Source organism: Brevundimonas sp. AJA228-03 (assembly GCF_017795885.1).
Taxonomy (GTDB): domain Bacteria; phylum Pseudomonadota; class Alphaproteobacteria; order Caulobacterales; family Caulobacteraceae; genus Brevundimonas.
Map to the genome: position 1 here is coordinate 698,834 of NZ_CP059297.1, position 15,052 is coordinate 713,885.

Below are 15,052 nucleotides of genomic sequence, written 5' to 3' on the forward strand. Positions count from 1 at the left end.
TGCTCGTCCGCTTACGGAAAAACCCGGGAAACTCCATGAACAGACTTCTGATCGGTGCCGCTGTCGGCACGCTGCTTCTGCCCGCGTCCACCGTGCTGGCGCAGGAACACATCTGCGTGGACGAAAGCTGCACCGTCATGTCCCTGTTCCAGGACGTCCCGGCCGTCGAGGGCGCGACGGGCTATCAGGGCATCGAGGCGCCGAGGTATGGCACCTGGGGCTTCGACACGGCGGGTATGGACACCTCGGTCGCGCCCGGCGACAGCTTCATGCGCTATGCCAACGGTGCGGCGCTGGATCGTCTGGTCATCCCGTCGGACCGCACCAGCTACGGCTCCTTCGCCCTGCTGCGCGAGCTGTCGGACAACCGCCTGAAGGTGATGATCGAAGGCCTGGCCGCCCGCACCGATCTGGTCGCCGGCTCCGACGAGCAGAAGATCGCCGACGCCTACCGCTCCTATATGGACACCGACCGGATCGAGCAGCTGGATGCCCAGCCGCTGCAGCCCTACCTGGCCGCGATTCGCGCCGCCGACACGCACGAGAAGCTGGCCGCCTACATGGGCGGCACCAACGGCCGACTGGGGTCCGCGATCTTCGGCACCGGCATCACGACCGACCAGAAGGCTCCCGACCGCTACGTCGTCTCGACGGGGCAGGCGGGTATCGGCCTGCCGAACCGCGACTACTATCTGTCGGCGCTCTATGCCGACAAGAAAGTGAAGTATCAGGCCTATGTCGCCCGGATGCTGGAGATGATCGGCTGGGAAAACCCGACCGACACCGCCGCTGCCATCGTCGCGATGGAGACCCGCATCGCCGAGGCCCACTGGACCCCGATCGAGAACCGCAACCGCGACCGGACCTACAACGAATACACCATCCAGCGTCTGGTCGACGAAGCCCCCGGCTTCGACTGGGTCGGTTACTACACCGCCGCCCGGCTGGGCGACGTGCCACGCATCATCGTCCGCCAGGACACGGCCCTGCCCAGGATCGCCGCCATCTATGCGGAAACCCCGGTCGAGACCTTGCAGGCCTGGGAGGCCTTCCACACCGTCGATGAGGCCGCGCCGCGCCTGTCGCGCCGGTTCTCCGATGCCCAGTGGGAGTTCCGTTCGCGTGACCTGTCGGGGCAGCCGGAACAGCGCACCCGTGAAAAGCGCGGCATCAGCTTCGCCGAAGGCGCGCTGGGCGAGGCCGTCGGCCGCCAGTATGTCGCCGACTACTTCCCGGCCGAATCCAAGGCCAAGATGGAACAGCTGGTCGCCAACCTGCGCCTGGCCCTGGGCCAGCGCATCGACAACCTGACCTGGATGAGCGACGCCACCAAGGCCCAGGCGCACGACAAGCTGGACAAGTTCACCGTCAAGATCGGCTATCCTGATCGCTGGCGCGACTATTCCGACCTCGAAATCCGCGCCGACGACCTGTTCGGCAATGGCGAGCGGGCCGGACTGTTCCAGTGGAACTACCAGCTGAACCGCCTGAACCAGCCGGTCGACAAGACCGAATGGGGCATGACTCCCCAGACAGTGAATGCCTATTACAACTCGACCAACAACGAGATCGTCTTCCCGGCCGCGATCCTGCAGCCGCCCTTCTTCGATCCCGATGCCGACCCGGCCGTGAACTATGGCGGCATCGGCGGTGTCATCGGTCACGAGATCGGCCACGGCTTCGACGACCAGGGCTCCAAGTCCGACGGCAATGGCGTGCTGCGGAGCTGGTGGACCGCCGAGGACCGGGCGAACTTCGATGCCCTGACCGTGCGTCTGGGTGCCCAGTACGACCAGTTCGAGCCTCTGCCGGGCTATCATGTCCAGGGCGGCCTCACGATGGGAGAGAACATCGGCGATGCCGCCGGCACGGCCGTGGGTCTCGAGGCCTATCACCTGTCGCTGGCCGGGGCCGAGGCCCCCGTCATCGACGGCTTCACGGGCGATCAGCGCTTTTTCCTGGGGTGGGCGCAGGTCTGGCAGTCCAGATCCCGTGACGACGCCCTGAAGCAGCAGGTCGCCACCGACCCGCACAGCCCGGCCGAGTTCCGGGTCATCGGCCCGCTGCGAAACATCGACGCCTGGTACGCGGCCTTCGATGTCCAGCCCGGCACCCACTACTATCTGACGCCCGCCGAGCGCGTTTACCTCTGGTAGGTTGAAATGGCGTCTGCCCCATCGCCCCCGGCGATGGGGCAGCAAGGCCCGCTGGAAACCCCGTTTCCGAAACCCCGTCTTAAGACGACTGTGCCATCAGGGGACTATGTCAGGGGTCTCCGAAGGCGTCGCACGACGCCGCATCAGCCAACAGGAACTCGACGCGATCTGCGCCCGGCACGACCGGCTGTGGCAGGCGCGGCCCGACGGCGCGCGCGCGATCTTCGCCTGGATGGACCTGTCGGGGTTGAACCTGAAGGGCCGCAACCTCGCTGACGCCGACTTTTCCTCCGCCTGCCTGATCGGAGCCGATCTGACCGGCGCACGGCTGGACAACGGGACCTTCTTCGGCGCGGAGATGCAGGACGCGATTTTCGTCGACGCCTCGCTGCGGCGGGCCGATCTGCGCGGGGCCGATCTGCGTGGGGCCAACCTGTCGGGCGCGGACCTGTTCGAGGCCGACCTGCGCGAGGGGGCCGTCGCCCCGGCCGCCAAGGCCGACGGCTTCCGGCTCGTGGAGTTGCAAGCGCGTAGCATCACCCAGGCCCAGGGTGTCAACCTGGTGGGGGCCAATCTGCAGGGGGCCCGGCTGTCCGGCATCGCGGCCCAGTCGGCGGACTTCACCGATGCCATCATGAAGGACTGCAAGCTGGTCCGCGCCAATCTGAAACAGGCCTGCTTCCGGGGAGCCGATCTGGCGAGCGCCGACATGTCGGGCGCGGACCTGACCGGCGCGGACTTGCGCGACGCGGTGCTGGTGGGTGTGAACGCGTCGATGTGGTGCACCGACCGGGCCAATATGGAAGGAGCCTTGACCGACAGCCACTCCGCCGGAGAACCGGTCGCTCAATTGCCAGCGGCCGAGATGCTGCAGGAACACGCCATTTGGTGCGAGAGCGGTGGGGCCGAGGGACAGCCTTCGGTCTTCGACCATGTCGATCTGCGCGGCCTGGGCTCGATCACCGGCCTGAACCTGACCGCCCTCTCGGCGCGGTGCGCGGTCTTCTACGGCCTGAACATGGAGGGCGTGCAGCTTCAGGGCGCGCATCTGGAAGGGGCCGATCTGCGCTCCACCAATCTGAAGCGCGCCGATCTGCGCGGGGCCCGCCTGAACGGGGCGCGTCTGAACGGGGCCGACCTGCGCGAGGCGCAGCTGGGGCCCCTGGTGATCGGGACGGACCGCCTGCTGCCCGCAGACCTGACCGGAGCGACCCTGCGCTCCGCCGATCTGACGGGGGCGGACCTGCGGCGCGCCGTCATGATCGGGGCCGATCTGACGCGGGCCAGCCTGCATGGAGCCCTGATCCGCCATGCTGTCCTGACCGACGCTGTGCTGGCGGGGGTCAGGGGTTACGAACGCCAGATGGAAACGGCATAAACATCATGCTCCAGGCCTGCGCAACGCCGGACAGGGCGGCCCCGTAAAGGACCGCCCCATCGCGTGCGAGAGCCGGGACCGTCAGGCCGTCTTGCTCTCGATCAGTCCGGTCGAATCCTTCGTCGCGATTTCGATGCGCCGGGGCTTCAGCGCCTCGGGCAGTTCGCGCTTCAGGCCGATGGACAGCAGGCCGTTGTCGAGCCCCGCCTCTGTCACGACGACATAGTCGGCCAGCTGGAAGCGGCGCTCGAAGTCGCGCTCGGCCAGGCCGCGATGCAGATAGGTCCGCTCGGTCGTATCGTCGTTGGCCGTCTTGCGGCCGGTGACGGTCAGCAGGTTTTCCTTGACCTCGATGTTCAGCTCGTCGGGCTTGAAGCCGGCGACAGCGATCTCGATCCGATAGGCGTTCTCGCCTGTCGTCTCGATGTTGTAGGGCGGCCAGCCGGTTTCCTGACTGGTACGCGCGGCGCTTTCCAGCAGGCCCGCCAGACGGTCGAAGCCCACGGCGGAACGATAGAGGGGGGTGAAGTCGATGGTACGCATGTCGATCTCCTGATCATCAGCAAGATGGAACCGGCCCGCGTTTTGCCCGGGTCGGCGGTGGGGATCAGTCCGTCCGGCCCCCGTGGGGCACCGAATGGCCTGCGAGAGCCCGGTGACCGGCGCTCTCGGAGAGGAAGGTTGGGATCGCTGCCTGCGACGTCAAGGGGCGGGCGATGGCGTGATCGTCACTTGTTCGACCCCTGCCTCAAACTATGGTGCCGTCTGAAATCCACGCCCACCCGGAGACGCCCATGCGCCGCCTGATGCTGTCCCTCGCCGCTCTCGCCCTTATGACGGGCTCCGCCGCCGCCCAGACCCCGCCGACGCCGGGTGAGACGGCGGCCGAGCGCGCGGCGCGGCGCGAGGCCATGCAGCCTCCCGTACTTCAGGAGGATGAACAGCTTCAGGCCGCGATCGGATCCGACACCCGTCCCGCCGCGGACGTGGCCCGCGACGCCTTTCGCCATCCCTACGAGACCCTGACCTTCTGGGGTCTGACGCCCGGCATGAATATCGTCGAGATCGAGCCGGGTCGCGGCGGCTGGTGGAGCGCCATCCTGCGGCCCTATGCGGCGGCCACCGGTGGCACCTATACGGCGGTCAATCGGCCGCTGGAGAGCATGGGCGTGGCCGACGGCACGGCCGATCTGATCGTGGTGGCGCGCGCCTTCCACAACTGGCAACGCTCGACCCCCTCGCGGACCGGCCCCTATCTGGAGGTCTTCTTCAGGGCGCTGAAGCCCGGCGGCATCCTCGCGGTCGAGCAGCACCGCGCCGACGAGGGTCTGAATGCCGCCGTCACCGCCCCCACCGGCTATGTCTCCGAAAGCTACGTCATCCAGGCTGCACAGTCGGCCGGCTTCGTGCTGGAGGGCCGTAGCGAGCTGAACGCCAATCCCGGGGACGATCACGACCATCCCTACGGCGTCTGGAGCCTGCCGCCGACCCGCGTCAGCGCCCCGCGTCAGGGGGTCGCGACGGATCGCGCCACCCCCCTGACCGAGGCAGAACGCGCGGCGCTCGACGCCATCGGCGAGAGCGACCGCATGACCCTGCGGTTCCGCAAGCCGGGCTGATCGAGCCGGGTTTCGTCCGCGACGCTCAAGGCTTTGACGCGCCTGACGAAGCCCTCTAATCCAGCGGCTTCCGGGACGTTTCGTACCCGGGGGGCGGCAGGACGCGGATAGTTGATGCAGGATCGGAGGACGCCTCGATCATCGGCCGTATCGCGTCGCGCGATGCTGTCCGGCGTGGGTGTCGTCGCCGTCCTGGGTCTGGCCGCCTGCGGCAGGAAGACCGAAACCAAAGCCGATCCCGAAGCCCCGTCCGGCCCCCCCGAAGGGTCGCTGGAATGGGCCATCGCCGGACCCTGGCGCGCAGCCGACCGGTCTCGCGACGCCTGGCGCCATCCGCTGGAGACGCTGCGCTTCTTCGGCCTGCAGCCCGACATGACGGTGGTCGAGTTCTGGCCCGGCAGCGGCTGGTACACCGAAATCCTTGCCCCTTATCTGCACGAGGGCAAGGGTGAATACTATGCCGCCGGGTTCGCGACCGGGCCGGGGTCCGATCCGGCGCAGATCGCCCTGAACGCCAATTTCGAGCGCCGCTTCAGCGGCGACGAGCGTCTGTACGGGCAGATAAAATTCAGCCAGTTCGGCGCCACGACCGGACCTGTCTGCCCGGCAGGCGAGGCGGACATGGCCCTGTTCATGCGCAACATCCACGCCTGGATGGCCGCCGGCATCGCAGAAAAAGCCTTCGCCGACGCCCATGCCGCGCTGCGACCGGGTGGCACCCTGGGCATCGAACAACACCGCCTGGCCCCGGACCAGGATCAGGACCCGGCCGCCGCCAACGGCTATGTCCAGGAGGCCTTCGTCAAGCAGCTGGCCGCCGAGGCCGGTTTCATCTTCGTGGCTTCGTCCGAGATCAACGCCAACGAGGACGACACCAAGGATCATCCCTTCGGGGTCGAGACCCTGCCGCCCCGTCTGGCGACCTCTGCCCCCGGCACCCCGCCCGATCCGATGTTCGACAGCGCCAGATACCGCGAGATCGGCGAAAGCGATCGCATGACCTTGAAGTTCAGGAAGCCAGAGTGAACCGCGCCGCCGCCTTTGCCGCCAATGCTCCGCTCATGGGGGTTCCGGGTGCCGCCGCCCCGCCCGGGGGCGAGGGCGACTGGTTCCGCGGGGCCGGGGGTCTGCGCCTGCGCGCCGCCTTCTGGATCCCGTCCGCCCTCGTCGCCCCCCGGCCGCGCGGCACGGTCATCCTCAGCCCCGGCCGGACCGAGCCGATCGAGAAGTATTTCGAGGTCATCGGCAATTTCCTGGCGCGCGGCTGGTGCGTTCTGGCTCACGACTGGCGCGGCCAGGGTCTGTCCGCCCGCCTGCTGCCCGACCGACTCAAGGGCCACGCCCGGGCGGTCGAGGAATTCCTCGACGACTATTCGCGCCTGCTGGATGCGTTCGAGACGCGGGCCCCCAAGCCGTGGATCGCCGTCGGCCATTCGATGGGTGGCGCCCTGAACCTGCTGAGCCTGCAGGCCGGCGAGAGCCGCTGCGCCGGTGCCATCCTGTCCAGCCCCATGCTGCGCATCAAGACCGGCAAGCGGTCGATGTGGTCGGTCAAGCTGGCGGTGCGCTGGAACGTGCGTCACGGCAAGGCCGGCGACTTCGTGCTGGACGACCCGGACGATCCCTTCGACCATACCTTCGAAAAGGACGCCCTGACGTCCGACGAGGGCCGCTACGAGATGTGGCGACAACAGCTCTATGCCTGCCCGCACCTGGCCGTCGGGGGCCCCACCTGGGGCTGGCTCGCCTTCGGCATCGACGCGGGCGAACGCGCGCTGAAGCCCAAGGCGCTCAAGTCGGTGACCATTCCCTGCACCATCGTCCAGTCGGGCGAGGACGACCGCGTCTGGAAGCAGACCAACCGCTGGGCCGCCAAGCGGCTGGGTCGCGGGCGCTATGTCGAGGTCGCCGGGGCAAAGCACGAGATCATCATGGAGACCGACGACCTCCGCGCCGTCTTCCTGCGGGAGTTCGACGCCATGGCCGATTATGTGTCGCCCGTGAACGACCTGGCCCCCGTGCCGGCAGACTGATCGCTACTGCGCGCCCCGGCGGAATGCGACCAGGGCCTGATCGCGCACACGTGGGTCGCCGACGGCGATGATCCGGCCGTCGCCGCTGACCGGCTCGCCCGCCCAGTTGGTGACCACGCCGCCCGCCGCCTCGACCACGGGGACCAGGGCCGACCAGTCCCAGACCTTCAGGCCCGTTTCGGCCACCATGTCGATCCGCCCCATGGCCAGCATGGCATAGGCATAGGCGTCGCAGCCGTAGCGGGCCAGGCGCGCGGCCGCCATCACCTGGGTCCAGGCCCCCAGTTCGGGCGCGGTGAAGTTTTCCGGCGCGGTCGTAGCGATCACCGCATCGGTCAGCCGCTCACAGGCCCGCACCTGGATCGATCGGGTCTGGTCCCGGCTCATCAGCACGGCCCCCGAGGGGCCCCCCAGGAACAGTTCGCCGATGTATGGCTGGGAGATGGCACCGACCCTTGATCGCCCACCGACCCGGAGTGCAATCAGGGTCGTCCACAGGGGCAGGCCCGCGATGAAGGCCCGCGTGCCGTCGATGGGGTCCAGGATCCAGACGTGTTCCGCGTCCGGTCGGTCCTGGCCATACTCCTCGCCGATGACCCCGTGGTCGGGGTACCGGGCTGCGATCATCGTGCGGATCGCGGCTTCCGCCTCCTTGTCCGCCTGGGTGACCGGATCGAAGGCTCCCGGGCCCGCCTTGTTTTCCTCGGCATAGTCGCCGCGAAAGAAGGGCAGGGTCACACGGGCGGCCTCGGCGGCCAGTTCGACGGCAAAGGATTCGAATTCGGTCATGGGAAGGGTTAGGGATTAGGGACTAGGGATTAGTCAAGGGATGCCCTGCGCTCGCTTCACCTAATCCCTAATCCCCGTTCCCTAATCCCTGATCCCTAGGACGCGACCGCGTCCCCTTCCGAGTGCAGCGACTTGGCCAGATCCAGCAGACGACGGCGCGGGCGTTCGCCCAGCTGGTAGTAGGCCTGGATCAGGTCGAGGGTTTCCTTGCGCGAGAACATCTCTCCGCCATTGGCGCTGGCGGTCTCCCTGCGCTCCATGGCCTCGGCCAGACCGTCGTAGAAATAGCTGATCGGCGTCTCCAGCGCCTCGGACAGCTGCCACAGGCGCGCGGCCGAGATGCGGTTCGCTCCGCATTCATATTTCTGGATCTGCTGGAAGCGGATGCCGACCTGGATGGCCAGTTGCTGCTGGGTCAGTCCCAGCAGGCGACGACGGCGGCGCAGGCGGCGCCCCAGGTGAAGATCGATATCGGTGGCCATTGCCCAGTCCCCTTGTTCTAGCGGGCTGTGCCAAAGCGGCACGGCTCGTCCGGGATGCCGCAATCACCATGCCGCCTTCGCGTGACGGGCGAACGACCATGCCGAAGCAGGAGACCGCCATTCTGCCGTGCGACGCAACCAGCGATGCCGCAGCGCATTATCTCGCCACCTCTGGTTTGGAAGGATATGGAACATGGGTCTCGGAATCATCGGCTGGATCGTCATCGGCATCGTGGCCGGCTGGCTGGCCGAAAAAGTCATGGGTCGTAGTCACGGCCTCGTCACCAACCTGATCGTCGGCGTCGTCGGGGCGCTACTCGGCGGCTGGATCGCCGGCAACCTGCTGGGCATCCCGGTCGGCGGGTTCAATCTGGTGACCCTGCTGGTCGCTTTCGGCGGCGCTGTCCTGCTGCTGTTCCTGCTGGGTCTGGTCAAGCGTCGCGCCTGATCCCCTCCGCCACGATGATCGACGAAAGGGCGGCCCGCACAGGCCGCCCTTTTTCGTGTTCGTTGCGCCCGCTGTCATGACCCCCCAGAGGTGGACCCCCCGGCACCCACGGCGTCCTCGTCCTAAAGCATGGCCGGAATGACGCGATCCGGCGGTCGGTGGCCGTTCTGGAAGGTCATCACGTTCAGGATCACGCGGTCGCCCATGTCCTGACGCGCCTCCAGCGTCGCCGATCCCAGATGGGGCAACAGCACGACATTGGGCCGTCCGATCAGGCCCGGGTGGATCGCCGGTTCGTTCTCATAGACGTCCAGTCCGACGCCGGAGAGGGCGCGCCGCGCTACCGCCTCGGCCAGGGCCGCCTCGTCGATCAGTTCGCCCCGCGCCGTATTCACCAGGATGGCCTGCGGCTGCAGCAGGCCCAGTCGCCGGCCCGACAGCAGGTGATGGGTGTCTTTCGTCGCCGGACAGTTGAGCGAGATCACATCCATGCGCGACAGCATCTGGTCCAGATCGTCCCAGTAGGTCGCGCCCAGTTCCTCCTCGATCCGGGGGCTGACGGGCTTGCGGTTGTGATAGTGGACCTGCAGTCCGAACGCCCGCGCGCGCCGGGCCAGGGCCTGACCGATCCGGCCCATGCCGACGATTCCCAGCCGTTTGCCCCACAGCTTTCGCCCGCACATCCAGGTCGGGGTCCAGCCCTCGAAGCGCCCTTCCGCTACCACCTGGGCACCCTCGACGATGCGGCGGCTGACGGCCAGGATCAGGCTCATGGCCAGATCGGCGGTGTCTTCCGTCAGGACGCCCGGGGTGTTGGTGACAATGATCTGGCGGGCCACGGCCGCGTCGATGTCGATGTGATCCACGCCCGCGCCGAAGTTGGCGATCATCTTCAGCTGGTCGCCCGCCCCGGCGATCAGGCCGGCGTCGATCTCGTCGGTAATGGTGGGCACCAGGACGTCGGCGCGCTGCACCGCCGCTTCCAGCGCCGCGCGGTCGAAGGGAATGTCCTTCAGGTTCAGCTCGGCGTCGAACAGTTCGCGCATGCGCGTCTCGACCGCGTCGGGCAGTCTTCTGGTTAAGACGACCTTAAGCCGGGCATTGGACATAGGAGCCTTGGGTTTTTCAATGGGCGACCGCGCGGTTCGCCCGCCTGCGACGGGTCTATACCGGTGTCTAGCAAGTCTCGCGGCCACGTCCAAAGCCTCTCGCGCCGGATCGGGGGCGTTGTGGCCGTCGTGGCCTGCGCCGTCCTGGCCGGCGCGGGCGCGACCATGCCGGACGGACGCCCCACACCGACGGGGCTGGACGTCCCGCGCTGGGTCTCGCTGAAGTCCTCCCACGTGCGCGCCCGCCAGGGCCCGGGGCTGGACTATCGCATCCTGTGGGAATACCGCGCGGCCGGCCTGCCGGTTCAGGTGATCGCCGAAACGCGCGAGTGGCGAAAGATCTGCGATCCGGAACACGGCGTCGCCTGGATCAAACGCAGCGTCGCCTCCGGCCGACGCGGGGCCTTCAACGGCTCGGATGCCGAGGTCGCGGTTCACGCCGCCCGCAACGCCCAGTCCCCCGTACGCGCCCGTTTCAGCCCCCGCTCGGTCGTCGCCCTGGACGAATGCAAGGACGGCTGGTGCCGCGTCCGGGCGCAAAAGATCAAGGGGTGGCTGCCCGAAGGGTCCGTCTTCGGCACCCAGGCGATGGCCCAGTGCGACGCGCGTCGTGGGGCGGGCGAGGCAGGCCGGCGCGCCGGATAGTCTCCCTCCCCCGGAGGAGGAAGAATGCCGTAGCGGTTGAGCCCTCCCTCGCGCTCGTGTAACCCCGGCGCAACACACCGGAGCGGCCGCGCCTTGAACACTTCGCAATACCCGTCGTCCTTCGACCACGCCGCCCTGCTGGCTTCGGGCCGGGGAGCGCTGTTCGGACCGGGCAATGCCCAGCTGCCGGCCCCGCCCATGCTGATGTTCGACCGGATCACCGAGATCAACGGCGATGGTGGCGAGCACGGCAAGGGCTATGTCGAGGCCGAGCTGGATATCCATCCGGACCTCTGGTTTTTCGCCTGCCACTTCATCAATGACCCGGTCATGCCCGGCTGCCTGGGTCTGGACGCCATGTGGCAGCTGGTCGGCTTCTATCTGGGCTGGATCGGCGGACCGGGCCGCGGCCGGGCGCTGGGCGTGGGCGAGGTCAAGTTCACCGGCCAGGTCACGCCGGACATCCGGAAGGTGACCTACAAGATCACGCTCAAGCGGGTCATCAACCGTCGTCTGGTCATGGGAATCGCCGACGGGGTGATGGAAGCCGACGGCGTGCCTATCTATACGGCGACCGACATGCGCGTCGGCCTGTTCCAGGCGGGCGAAAAGCCCGTCGACGCCTGAAATCACATATATACCGCGGTCAACGCGGAGCCTTGGGTCAGAGAAGGAAACTGCATGCGGCGTGTCGTCGTCACCGGTCTGGGTATCGTCTCCTCCATCGGCACGGGCCGGGAAGAGGTCACGGCGTCGCTGCGGACTGCACGTTCGGGTGTGGTCGCCGCCCCCGATCATATCCAGCACGGCTTCCGCTCCCAGGTCTGGGCCCCGCCGTCGCTGGGGGCCGCCGCCGAGGACTGGGCTCCGCTGGTGGACCGCCGCGCCGCGCGCTTCCTCGCCAACGGCACGGCCTGGGGTCACATCGCCTTCGAGGAGGCGCTCAGGGACTCCGGCATGAGCCCGGAAGAGATCCGGGACGACCGCATCGGCCTGATCGTGGGCGAAGGCGGGCCCTCGACCCAGGTCATCCTTCAGGCGGCCCAGACCACGATCGAAAAGGGCGCGCCCAAGCGGATCGGGCCCTTTGCCGTGCCCAAGGCCATGGCGTCCGGCCCTTCGGCGGTCCTGTCGACCTGGTTCCAGATGCGCGGCGTCAACTATTCGATCTCCTCGGCCTGCGCGACCTCGGCCCACTGCATCGGTGCGGGGGCCGAACAGATCCAGTGGGGCAAGCAGGACGTGGTCTTCGCCGGCGGGGTCGAGGACATCGACTGGTCCATGTCCAACATGTTCGACGCCATGGGTGCCATGTCGTCCGACTTCAATGCGACGCCCTCGGTGGCCTCCCGCGCCTATGACGTCGCCCGCGACGGCTTCGTCATCGCCGGCGGTGCCGGGATCGTGGTGCTGGAAGAGTACGAGCGGGCCCTCGCCCGCGGTGCCCGGATCTATGCCGAGGTCGTCGGCTACGGCGCCAATTCCGATGGCTACGACATGGTCGCGCCCTCGGGCGAGGGGGCCGAGCGCTGCATGAAGATCGCCATGGCCCAGGCCGGCGGCCGCAGGATCGACTACCTGAACCCCCATGGCACCTCGACGCCGGTCGGCGACTCCAAGGAGATGGGCGCGGTGCGCAACGTCTTCGGCGCCGACATGCCGCTGATCTCCTCGACCAAGTCCCTGACCGGCCACAGCCTCGGCGCCGCAGGCGCTCAGGAGGCGATCTATTCGCTGCTGATGCTCGACAACGGCTTCGCCGCCGAAAGCGCCCATATCGAAAACCTCGACCCGGAGTTCGAGGGGATGCCGATCCTGCGCGAACGCAAGGACGTCGAACTGACCACCGTCATGTCCAACAGCTTCGGCTTCGGCGGCACCAACGGGACGGTGATTTTTTCGAAAGTCTGATGCCTTCCCTCTCCCTGCGGGAGAGGGTTCTCGTTGATCGGCCCCGCTGCCAGGGGGCAAAGAGGAGACACACCATGGCCACCGAATCCGCCTGGAACATGCCTGCGGGCGAACTCATGAAGGGCAAGAAGGGCCTGATCATGGGGGTGGCCAACGCCAACTCGATCGCCTGGGGTATCGCCTCCCAGCTGGCGGCCCAGGGGGCCGAGCTGGCCTTTACCTATATGGGCGAGGGGCTGGAGCGTCGCGTGCGGCCCCTGGCGGAAAGCGTGGGCGCCAAACTGCTGATCCAGGCCGACGTCACCGACGACGCCTCGATGGACGCGGCCTTCGCGGCGCTGGAGGCGGAATTCGGCACGATCGATTTCGTCGTCCATTCGGTCGCCTTCGCCAACAAGGACGAGCTGAAGGGCTCCTTCATCGACAACACCAGCCGTGACAGCTTCCTGCTGGCCATGAACATCAGCTGTTTCAGCTTCGTCGATGTGGCGCGTCGGGCCTCGAAGATCATGCCCAACGGCGGCTCGATGGTCACCATGACCTATCTGGGTTCGGAGCGGGCCATCCCGAACTACAACACCATGGGCGTGGCCAAGGCGGCGCTGGAGGCGGCGACCCGCTATATCGCCCGCGACCTCGGACCCAGGGGCATCCGCGTCAACGCCATCTCGGCCGGTGCCATGAGAACCCTCAGCCTGGCCGGTATCTCGGGCGGGCGGGGCATGATCGCCCAGGGCCGCGCGATGTCGGCGATGAAGGAGGACACCTCGATGGAGGGCGTCGCCGGAGCCGCCCTGTGGCTGTGCTCGGATCTCGGCTTCTCGACCACCGGCGAGGTCGTCCACGTCGACGCCGGCTTCCACATGATGGGGCTGGCGGGGGACGAGGAGGGGTAACGCACCGGCGTGTGTGAGCCGTCAGACTTCGTCGGCTTGCCCGACCTGCACAAGCGGGGCCATATCGGGCGTCAGCAATGCGGAGGTGCCGGATGGCCCACAAGTTCGAAATCTACAAGGACAAGGCCGGTGAGTTCCGCGTCCGGTTCAAGTACAATTCCGAGGTGATCTTCTCGACCGAGGGCTATTCCGACAAGTCGGGTGCCAAACGCGCGATCGAGTCGATCAAGAAGCACGTCGGCGACGCAGAGACCGAAGAGGTCTAGTCAGGGTCGCGCTCGCCGATCTCGTTCGGGCGGATGGCCACCAGCCAGCCGTCCGACAGGTGCAGGTCCGGCGTCGCGGCCCGGGTGAACGGCAGGAACCAGGTCGGCCCGCCTGCGGCGGGTGCGATCTCCAGCATGTCGTCGGCCCCGAAATTCTGCACCGCCTTGACCGTGCCCAGAACGACGCCGTCGGGATCGCGGGCCTCCACCCCGATCAGGTCGGCGAGGTAGAATTCGTCCTCATCCGGGACCGGGAAACGGTCGCGCGGGACGTGGAGCTTGAGGTTGCGCAACGCATCGGCCGCCTCCTTGGTGGAGACCTCCTTCACCCGGCCGACGATGCCGTCTTTCGTCGGGCGGGCCGACAGGACGGTCAGGGCGTGCGACCCGTCGGCGCGCAGCAGGGGACCATAGGCCGTCAGGGCCAGAGGATCGGCCGTATAGGCCGTGATCTTGACCTCGCCCTTCACGCCGAAGCCGCCCGCGACATGGCCGACGAGGATGAGTTTGGCCGTCATAGTCCCCTCTCCCTGAGGGAGAGGGCTTGAGCGCCCGAGAGCGCAGCGATCGGACTCGCGCAAAAGGGTGAGGGGTCAAGGTGGGGGCCGGTCAGACCGTAACCCCTCACCCGACCGCGCAAGGATGACGGGCTGAGCCCGCCGTGCGCGGTCTCCCTCTCCCGCTGGGAGAGGGAGATCACGCTTAAGCCTCGGTCTTCTCTTCTTCGGTGGCTTCAGCAGCCGGTGCCTCTTCAGCGGCAGGGGCCTCCTCAGCCGGAGCGGCTTCGGCAGCCGCCTCGGCGGGAGCCTCTTCAGCGGCGGCTTCCTCGGCCGGGGCCTCTTCGACCGGCGGCGCGTTCCTGGCGGCTTCGGCGGCTGCGGCCGCTTCTTCCTTGGCGCGTTCGGCGGCTTCGGCAGCCTCGATCTTGGCGGCGGCTTCGGCCTCGGCGCGGTCGGCTTCGCGCTGGGCGCGTTCGGCCGAGCGTTCCTGGGCCTTCTTGCCCGGGGTGCCCTTGTTCGGGTTGTTGCCCTGGGTCCACTTGACCTTGCCGGCCAGGGCTTCGTCCTGGCTCAGGAAGCGGGCGACGCGGTCGGTCGGCTGGGCACCCTTGCCGAGCCATTCCGAGATGCGCTCGGCCTTGAGGGTCACGCGGGGCTTGTCGCCATCCTTGGGCAGCATCGGGTTGTAGGTGCCGACGCGCTCCAGGAACTTGCCGTCGCGCGGCGAATGCGAGTCGGCGACGACGATATAGTAGTAGGGGCGCTTCTTGGTGCCGCCACGGGCCAGACGAATCTTCAGCATGTCAGTCTTCTTTCAGGG

17 protein-coding genes are annotated in these 15,052 nt (G+C 67.7%); 11 read left to right on the forward strand and 6 right to left on the reverse strand.

Annotation, left to right across the window (positions count from 1 at the left end):
- Window positions 1-35: 35 nt before the first annotated feature.
- Together HZ989_RS03545 and HZ989_RS03550 are read left to right on the forward strand one after the other, a co-directional pair.
- Window positions 36-2,156: a M13 family metallopeptidase gene (locus tag HZ989_RS03545; protein ID WP_209322270.1), complete on the forward strand. Its 2,121-nt coding sequence runs from the start codon at window positions 36-38 to the stop codon at window positions 2,154-2,156.
- A gap of 106 nt (window positions 2,157-2,262) precedes the next feature.
- Entirely contained in the window at window positions 2,263-3,534 is a 1,272-nt protein-coding gene (locus HZ989_RS03550) for a pentapeptide repeat-containing protein (RefSeq protein ID WP_209322271.1), read from the forward strand.
- 81 nt (window positions 3,535-3,615) lie between these two features.
- Here the strand turns inward: HZ989_RS03550 and HZ989_RS03555 are convergent, their stop codons facing one another.
- Window positions 3,616-4,077 carry an Hsp20 family protein gene (locus HZ989_RS03555; RefSeq protein ID WP_209322272.1) on the reverse strand — a complete coding sequence of 154 codons (462 nt, stop codon included), beginning with the start codon at window positions 4,075-4,077 and terminating at the stop codon, window positions 3,616-3,618.
- 251 nt (window positions 4,078-4,328) lie between these two features.
- Between HZ989_RS03555 and HZ989_RS03560 the strand changes: the two genes are divergently transcribed.
- The 3 genes from HZ989_RS03560 (at window position 4,329) to HZ989_RS03570 (ending at window position 7,186) form a co-directional block, all read left to right on the forward strand.
- Complete coding sequence (locus tag HZ989_RS03560) at window positions 4,329-5,153, forward strand: class I SAM-dependent methyltransferase (protein ID WP_209322273.1); 825 nt, start codon at window positions 4,329-4,331, stop codon at window positions 5,151-5,153.
- Between the two features lie 114 nt (window positions 5,154-5,267).
- Window positions 5,268-6,179 carry a class I SAM-dependent methyltransferase gene (locus HZ989_RS03565; RefSeq protein WP_245162436.1) on the forward strand — a complete coding sequence of 304 codons (912 nt, stop codon included), beginning with the start codon at window positions 5,268-5,270 and terminating at the stop codon, window positions 6,177-6,179.
- Window positions 6,176-7,186 (forward strand): alpha/beta fold hydrolase, encoded by a 1,011-nt coding sequence (locus HZ989_RS03570; protein ID WP_209322274.1) that lies wholly within the window; start codon window positions 6,176-6,178, stop codon window positions 7,184-7,186. The genes HZ989_RS03565 and HZ989_RS03570 overlap by 4 nt, the downstream gene beginning before the upstream one ends.
- Before the next feature lie 3 nt (window positions 7,187-7,189).
- Here HZ989_RS03570 and hisN read toward each other — a convergent pair whose 3' ends face one another.
- A complete protein-coding gene (gene hisN, locus HZ989_RS03575; RefSeq protein WP_209322275.1) occupies window positions 7,190-7,975 on the reverse strand; it encodes a histidinol-phosphatase in 786 nt (261 codons plus the stop codon).
- Window positions 7,976-8,070: 95 nt separating this feature from the next.
- Window positions 8,071-8,457, reverse strand: coding sequence for a helix-turn-helix domain-containing protein (locus tag HZ989_RS03580; RefSeq protein ID WP_013267992.1), 387 nt, complete (start codon window positions 8,455-8,457; stop codon window positions 8,071-8,073).
- 193 nt (window positions 8,458-8,650) lie between these two features.
- On the opposite strand from HZ989_RS03580, the gene HZ989_RS03585 reads away from it, so the two are divergent.
- Entirely contained in the window at window positions 8,651-8,905 is a 255-nt protein-coding gene (locus HZ989_RS03585) for a GlsB/YeaQ/YmgE family stress response membrane protein (RefSeq protein ID WP_209322276.1), read from the forward strand.
- A 122-nt stretch (window positions 8,906-9,027) separates the two neighbouring features.
- Here the strand turns inward: HZ989_RS03585 and HZ989_RS03590 are convergent, their stop codons facing one another.
- A complete protein-coding gene (locus tag HZ989_RS03590; protein WP_209322277.1) occupies window positions 9,028-10,014 on the reverse strand; it encodes a D-glycerate dehydrogenase in 987 nt (328 codons plus the stop codon).
- A 63-nt stretch (window positions 10,015-10,077) separates the two neighbouring features.
- Between HZ989_RS03590 and HZ989_RS03595 the strand changes: the two genes are divergently transcribed.
- The 5 genes from HZ989_RS03595 (at window position 10,078) to HZ989_RS03615 (ending at window position 13,732) form a co-directional block, all read left to right on the forward strand.
- Window positions 10,078-10,659: an SH3 domain-containing protein gene (locus HZ989_RS03595; RefSeq protein WP_245162437.1), complete on the forward strand. Its 582-nt coding sequence runs from the start codon at window positions 10,078-10,080 to the stop codon at window positions 10,657-10,659.
- Between the two features lie 93 nt (window positions 10,660-10,752).
- Window positions 10,753-11,286, forward strand: a complete 534-nt coding sequence (gene fabA, locus HZ989_RS03600; RefSeq protein ID WP_209322278.1) for a 3-hydroxyacyl-[acyl-carrier-protein] dehydratase FabA — start codon at window positions 10,753-10,755, stop codon at window positions 11,284-11,286.
- Between the two features lie 54 nt (window positions 11,287-11,340).
- Complete coding sequence (fabB, locus tag HZ989_RS03605) at window positions 11,341-12,570, forward strand: beta-ketoacyl-ACP synthase I (protein WP_209322279.1); 1,230 nt, start codon at window positions 11,341-11,343, stop codon at window positions 12,568-12,570.
- A 98-nt stretch (window positions 12,571-12,668) separates the two neighbouring features.
- Window positions 12,669-13,466 carry an enoyl-ACP reductase gene (locus HZ989_RS03610; RefSeq protein WP_371812996.1) on the forward strand — a complete coding sequence of 266 codons (798 nt, stop codon included), beginning with the start codon at window positions 12,669-12,671 and terminating at the stop codon, window positions 13,464-13,466.
- 92 nt (window positions 13,467-13,558) lie between these two features.
- Window positions 13,559-13,732, forward strand: a complete 174-nt coding sequence (locus tag HZ989_RS03615; RefSeq protein WP_209322281.1) for a DUF1508 domain-containing protein — start codon at window positions 13,559-13,561, stop codon at window positions 13,730-13,732.
- Here HZ989_RS03615 and rimM read toward each other — a convergent pair.
- Both rimM and rpsP read right to left on the reverse strand, forming a co-directional pair.
- A complete protein-coding gene (gene rimM / locus HZ989_RS03620; protein WP_209322282.1) occupies window positions 13,729-14,250 on the reverse strand; it encodes a ribosome maturation factor RimM in 522 nt (173 codons plus the stop codon). The genes HZ989_RS03615 and rimM overlap by 4 nt on opposite strands.
- A gap of 184 nt (window positions 14,251-14,434) precedes the next feature.
- Entirely contained in the window at window positions 14,435-15,034 is a 600-nt protein-coding gene (rpsP, locus tag HZ989_RS03625) for a 30S ribosomal protein S16 (protein WP_209322283.1), read from the reverse strand.
- Window positions 15,035-15,052: the final 18 nt, after the last annotated feature.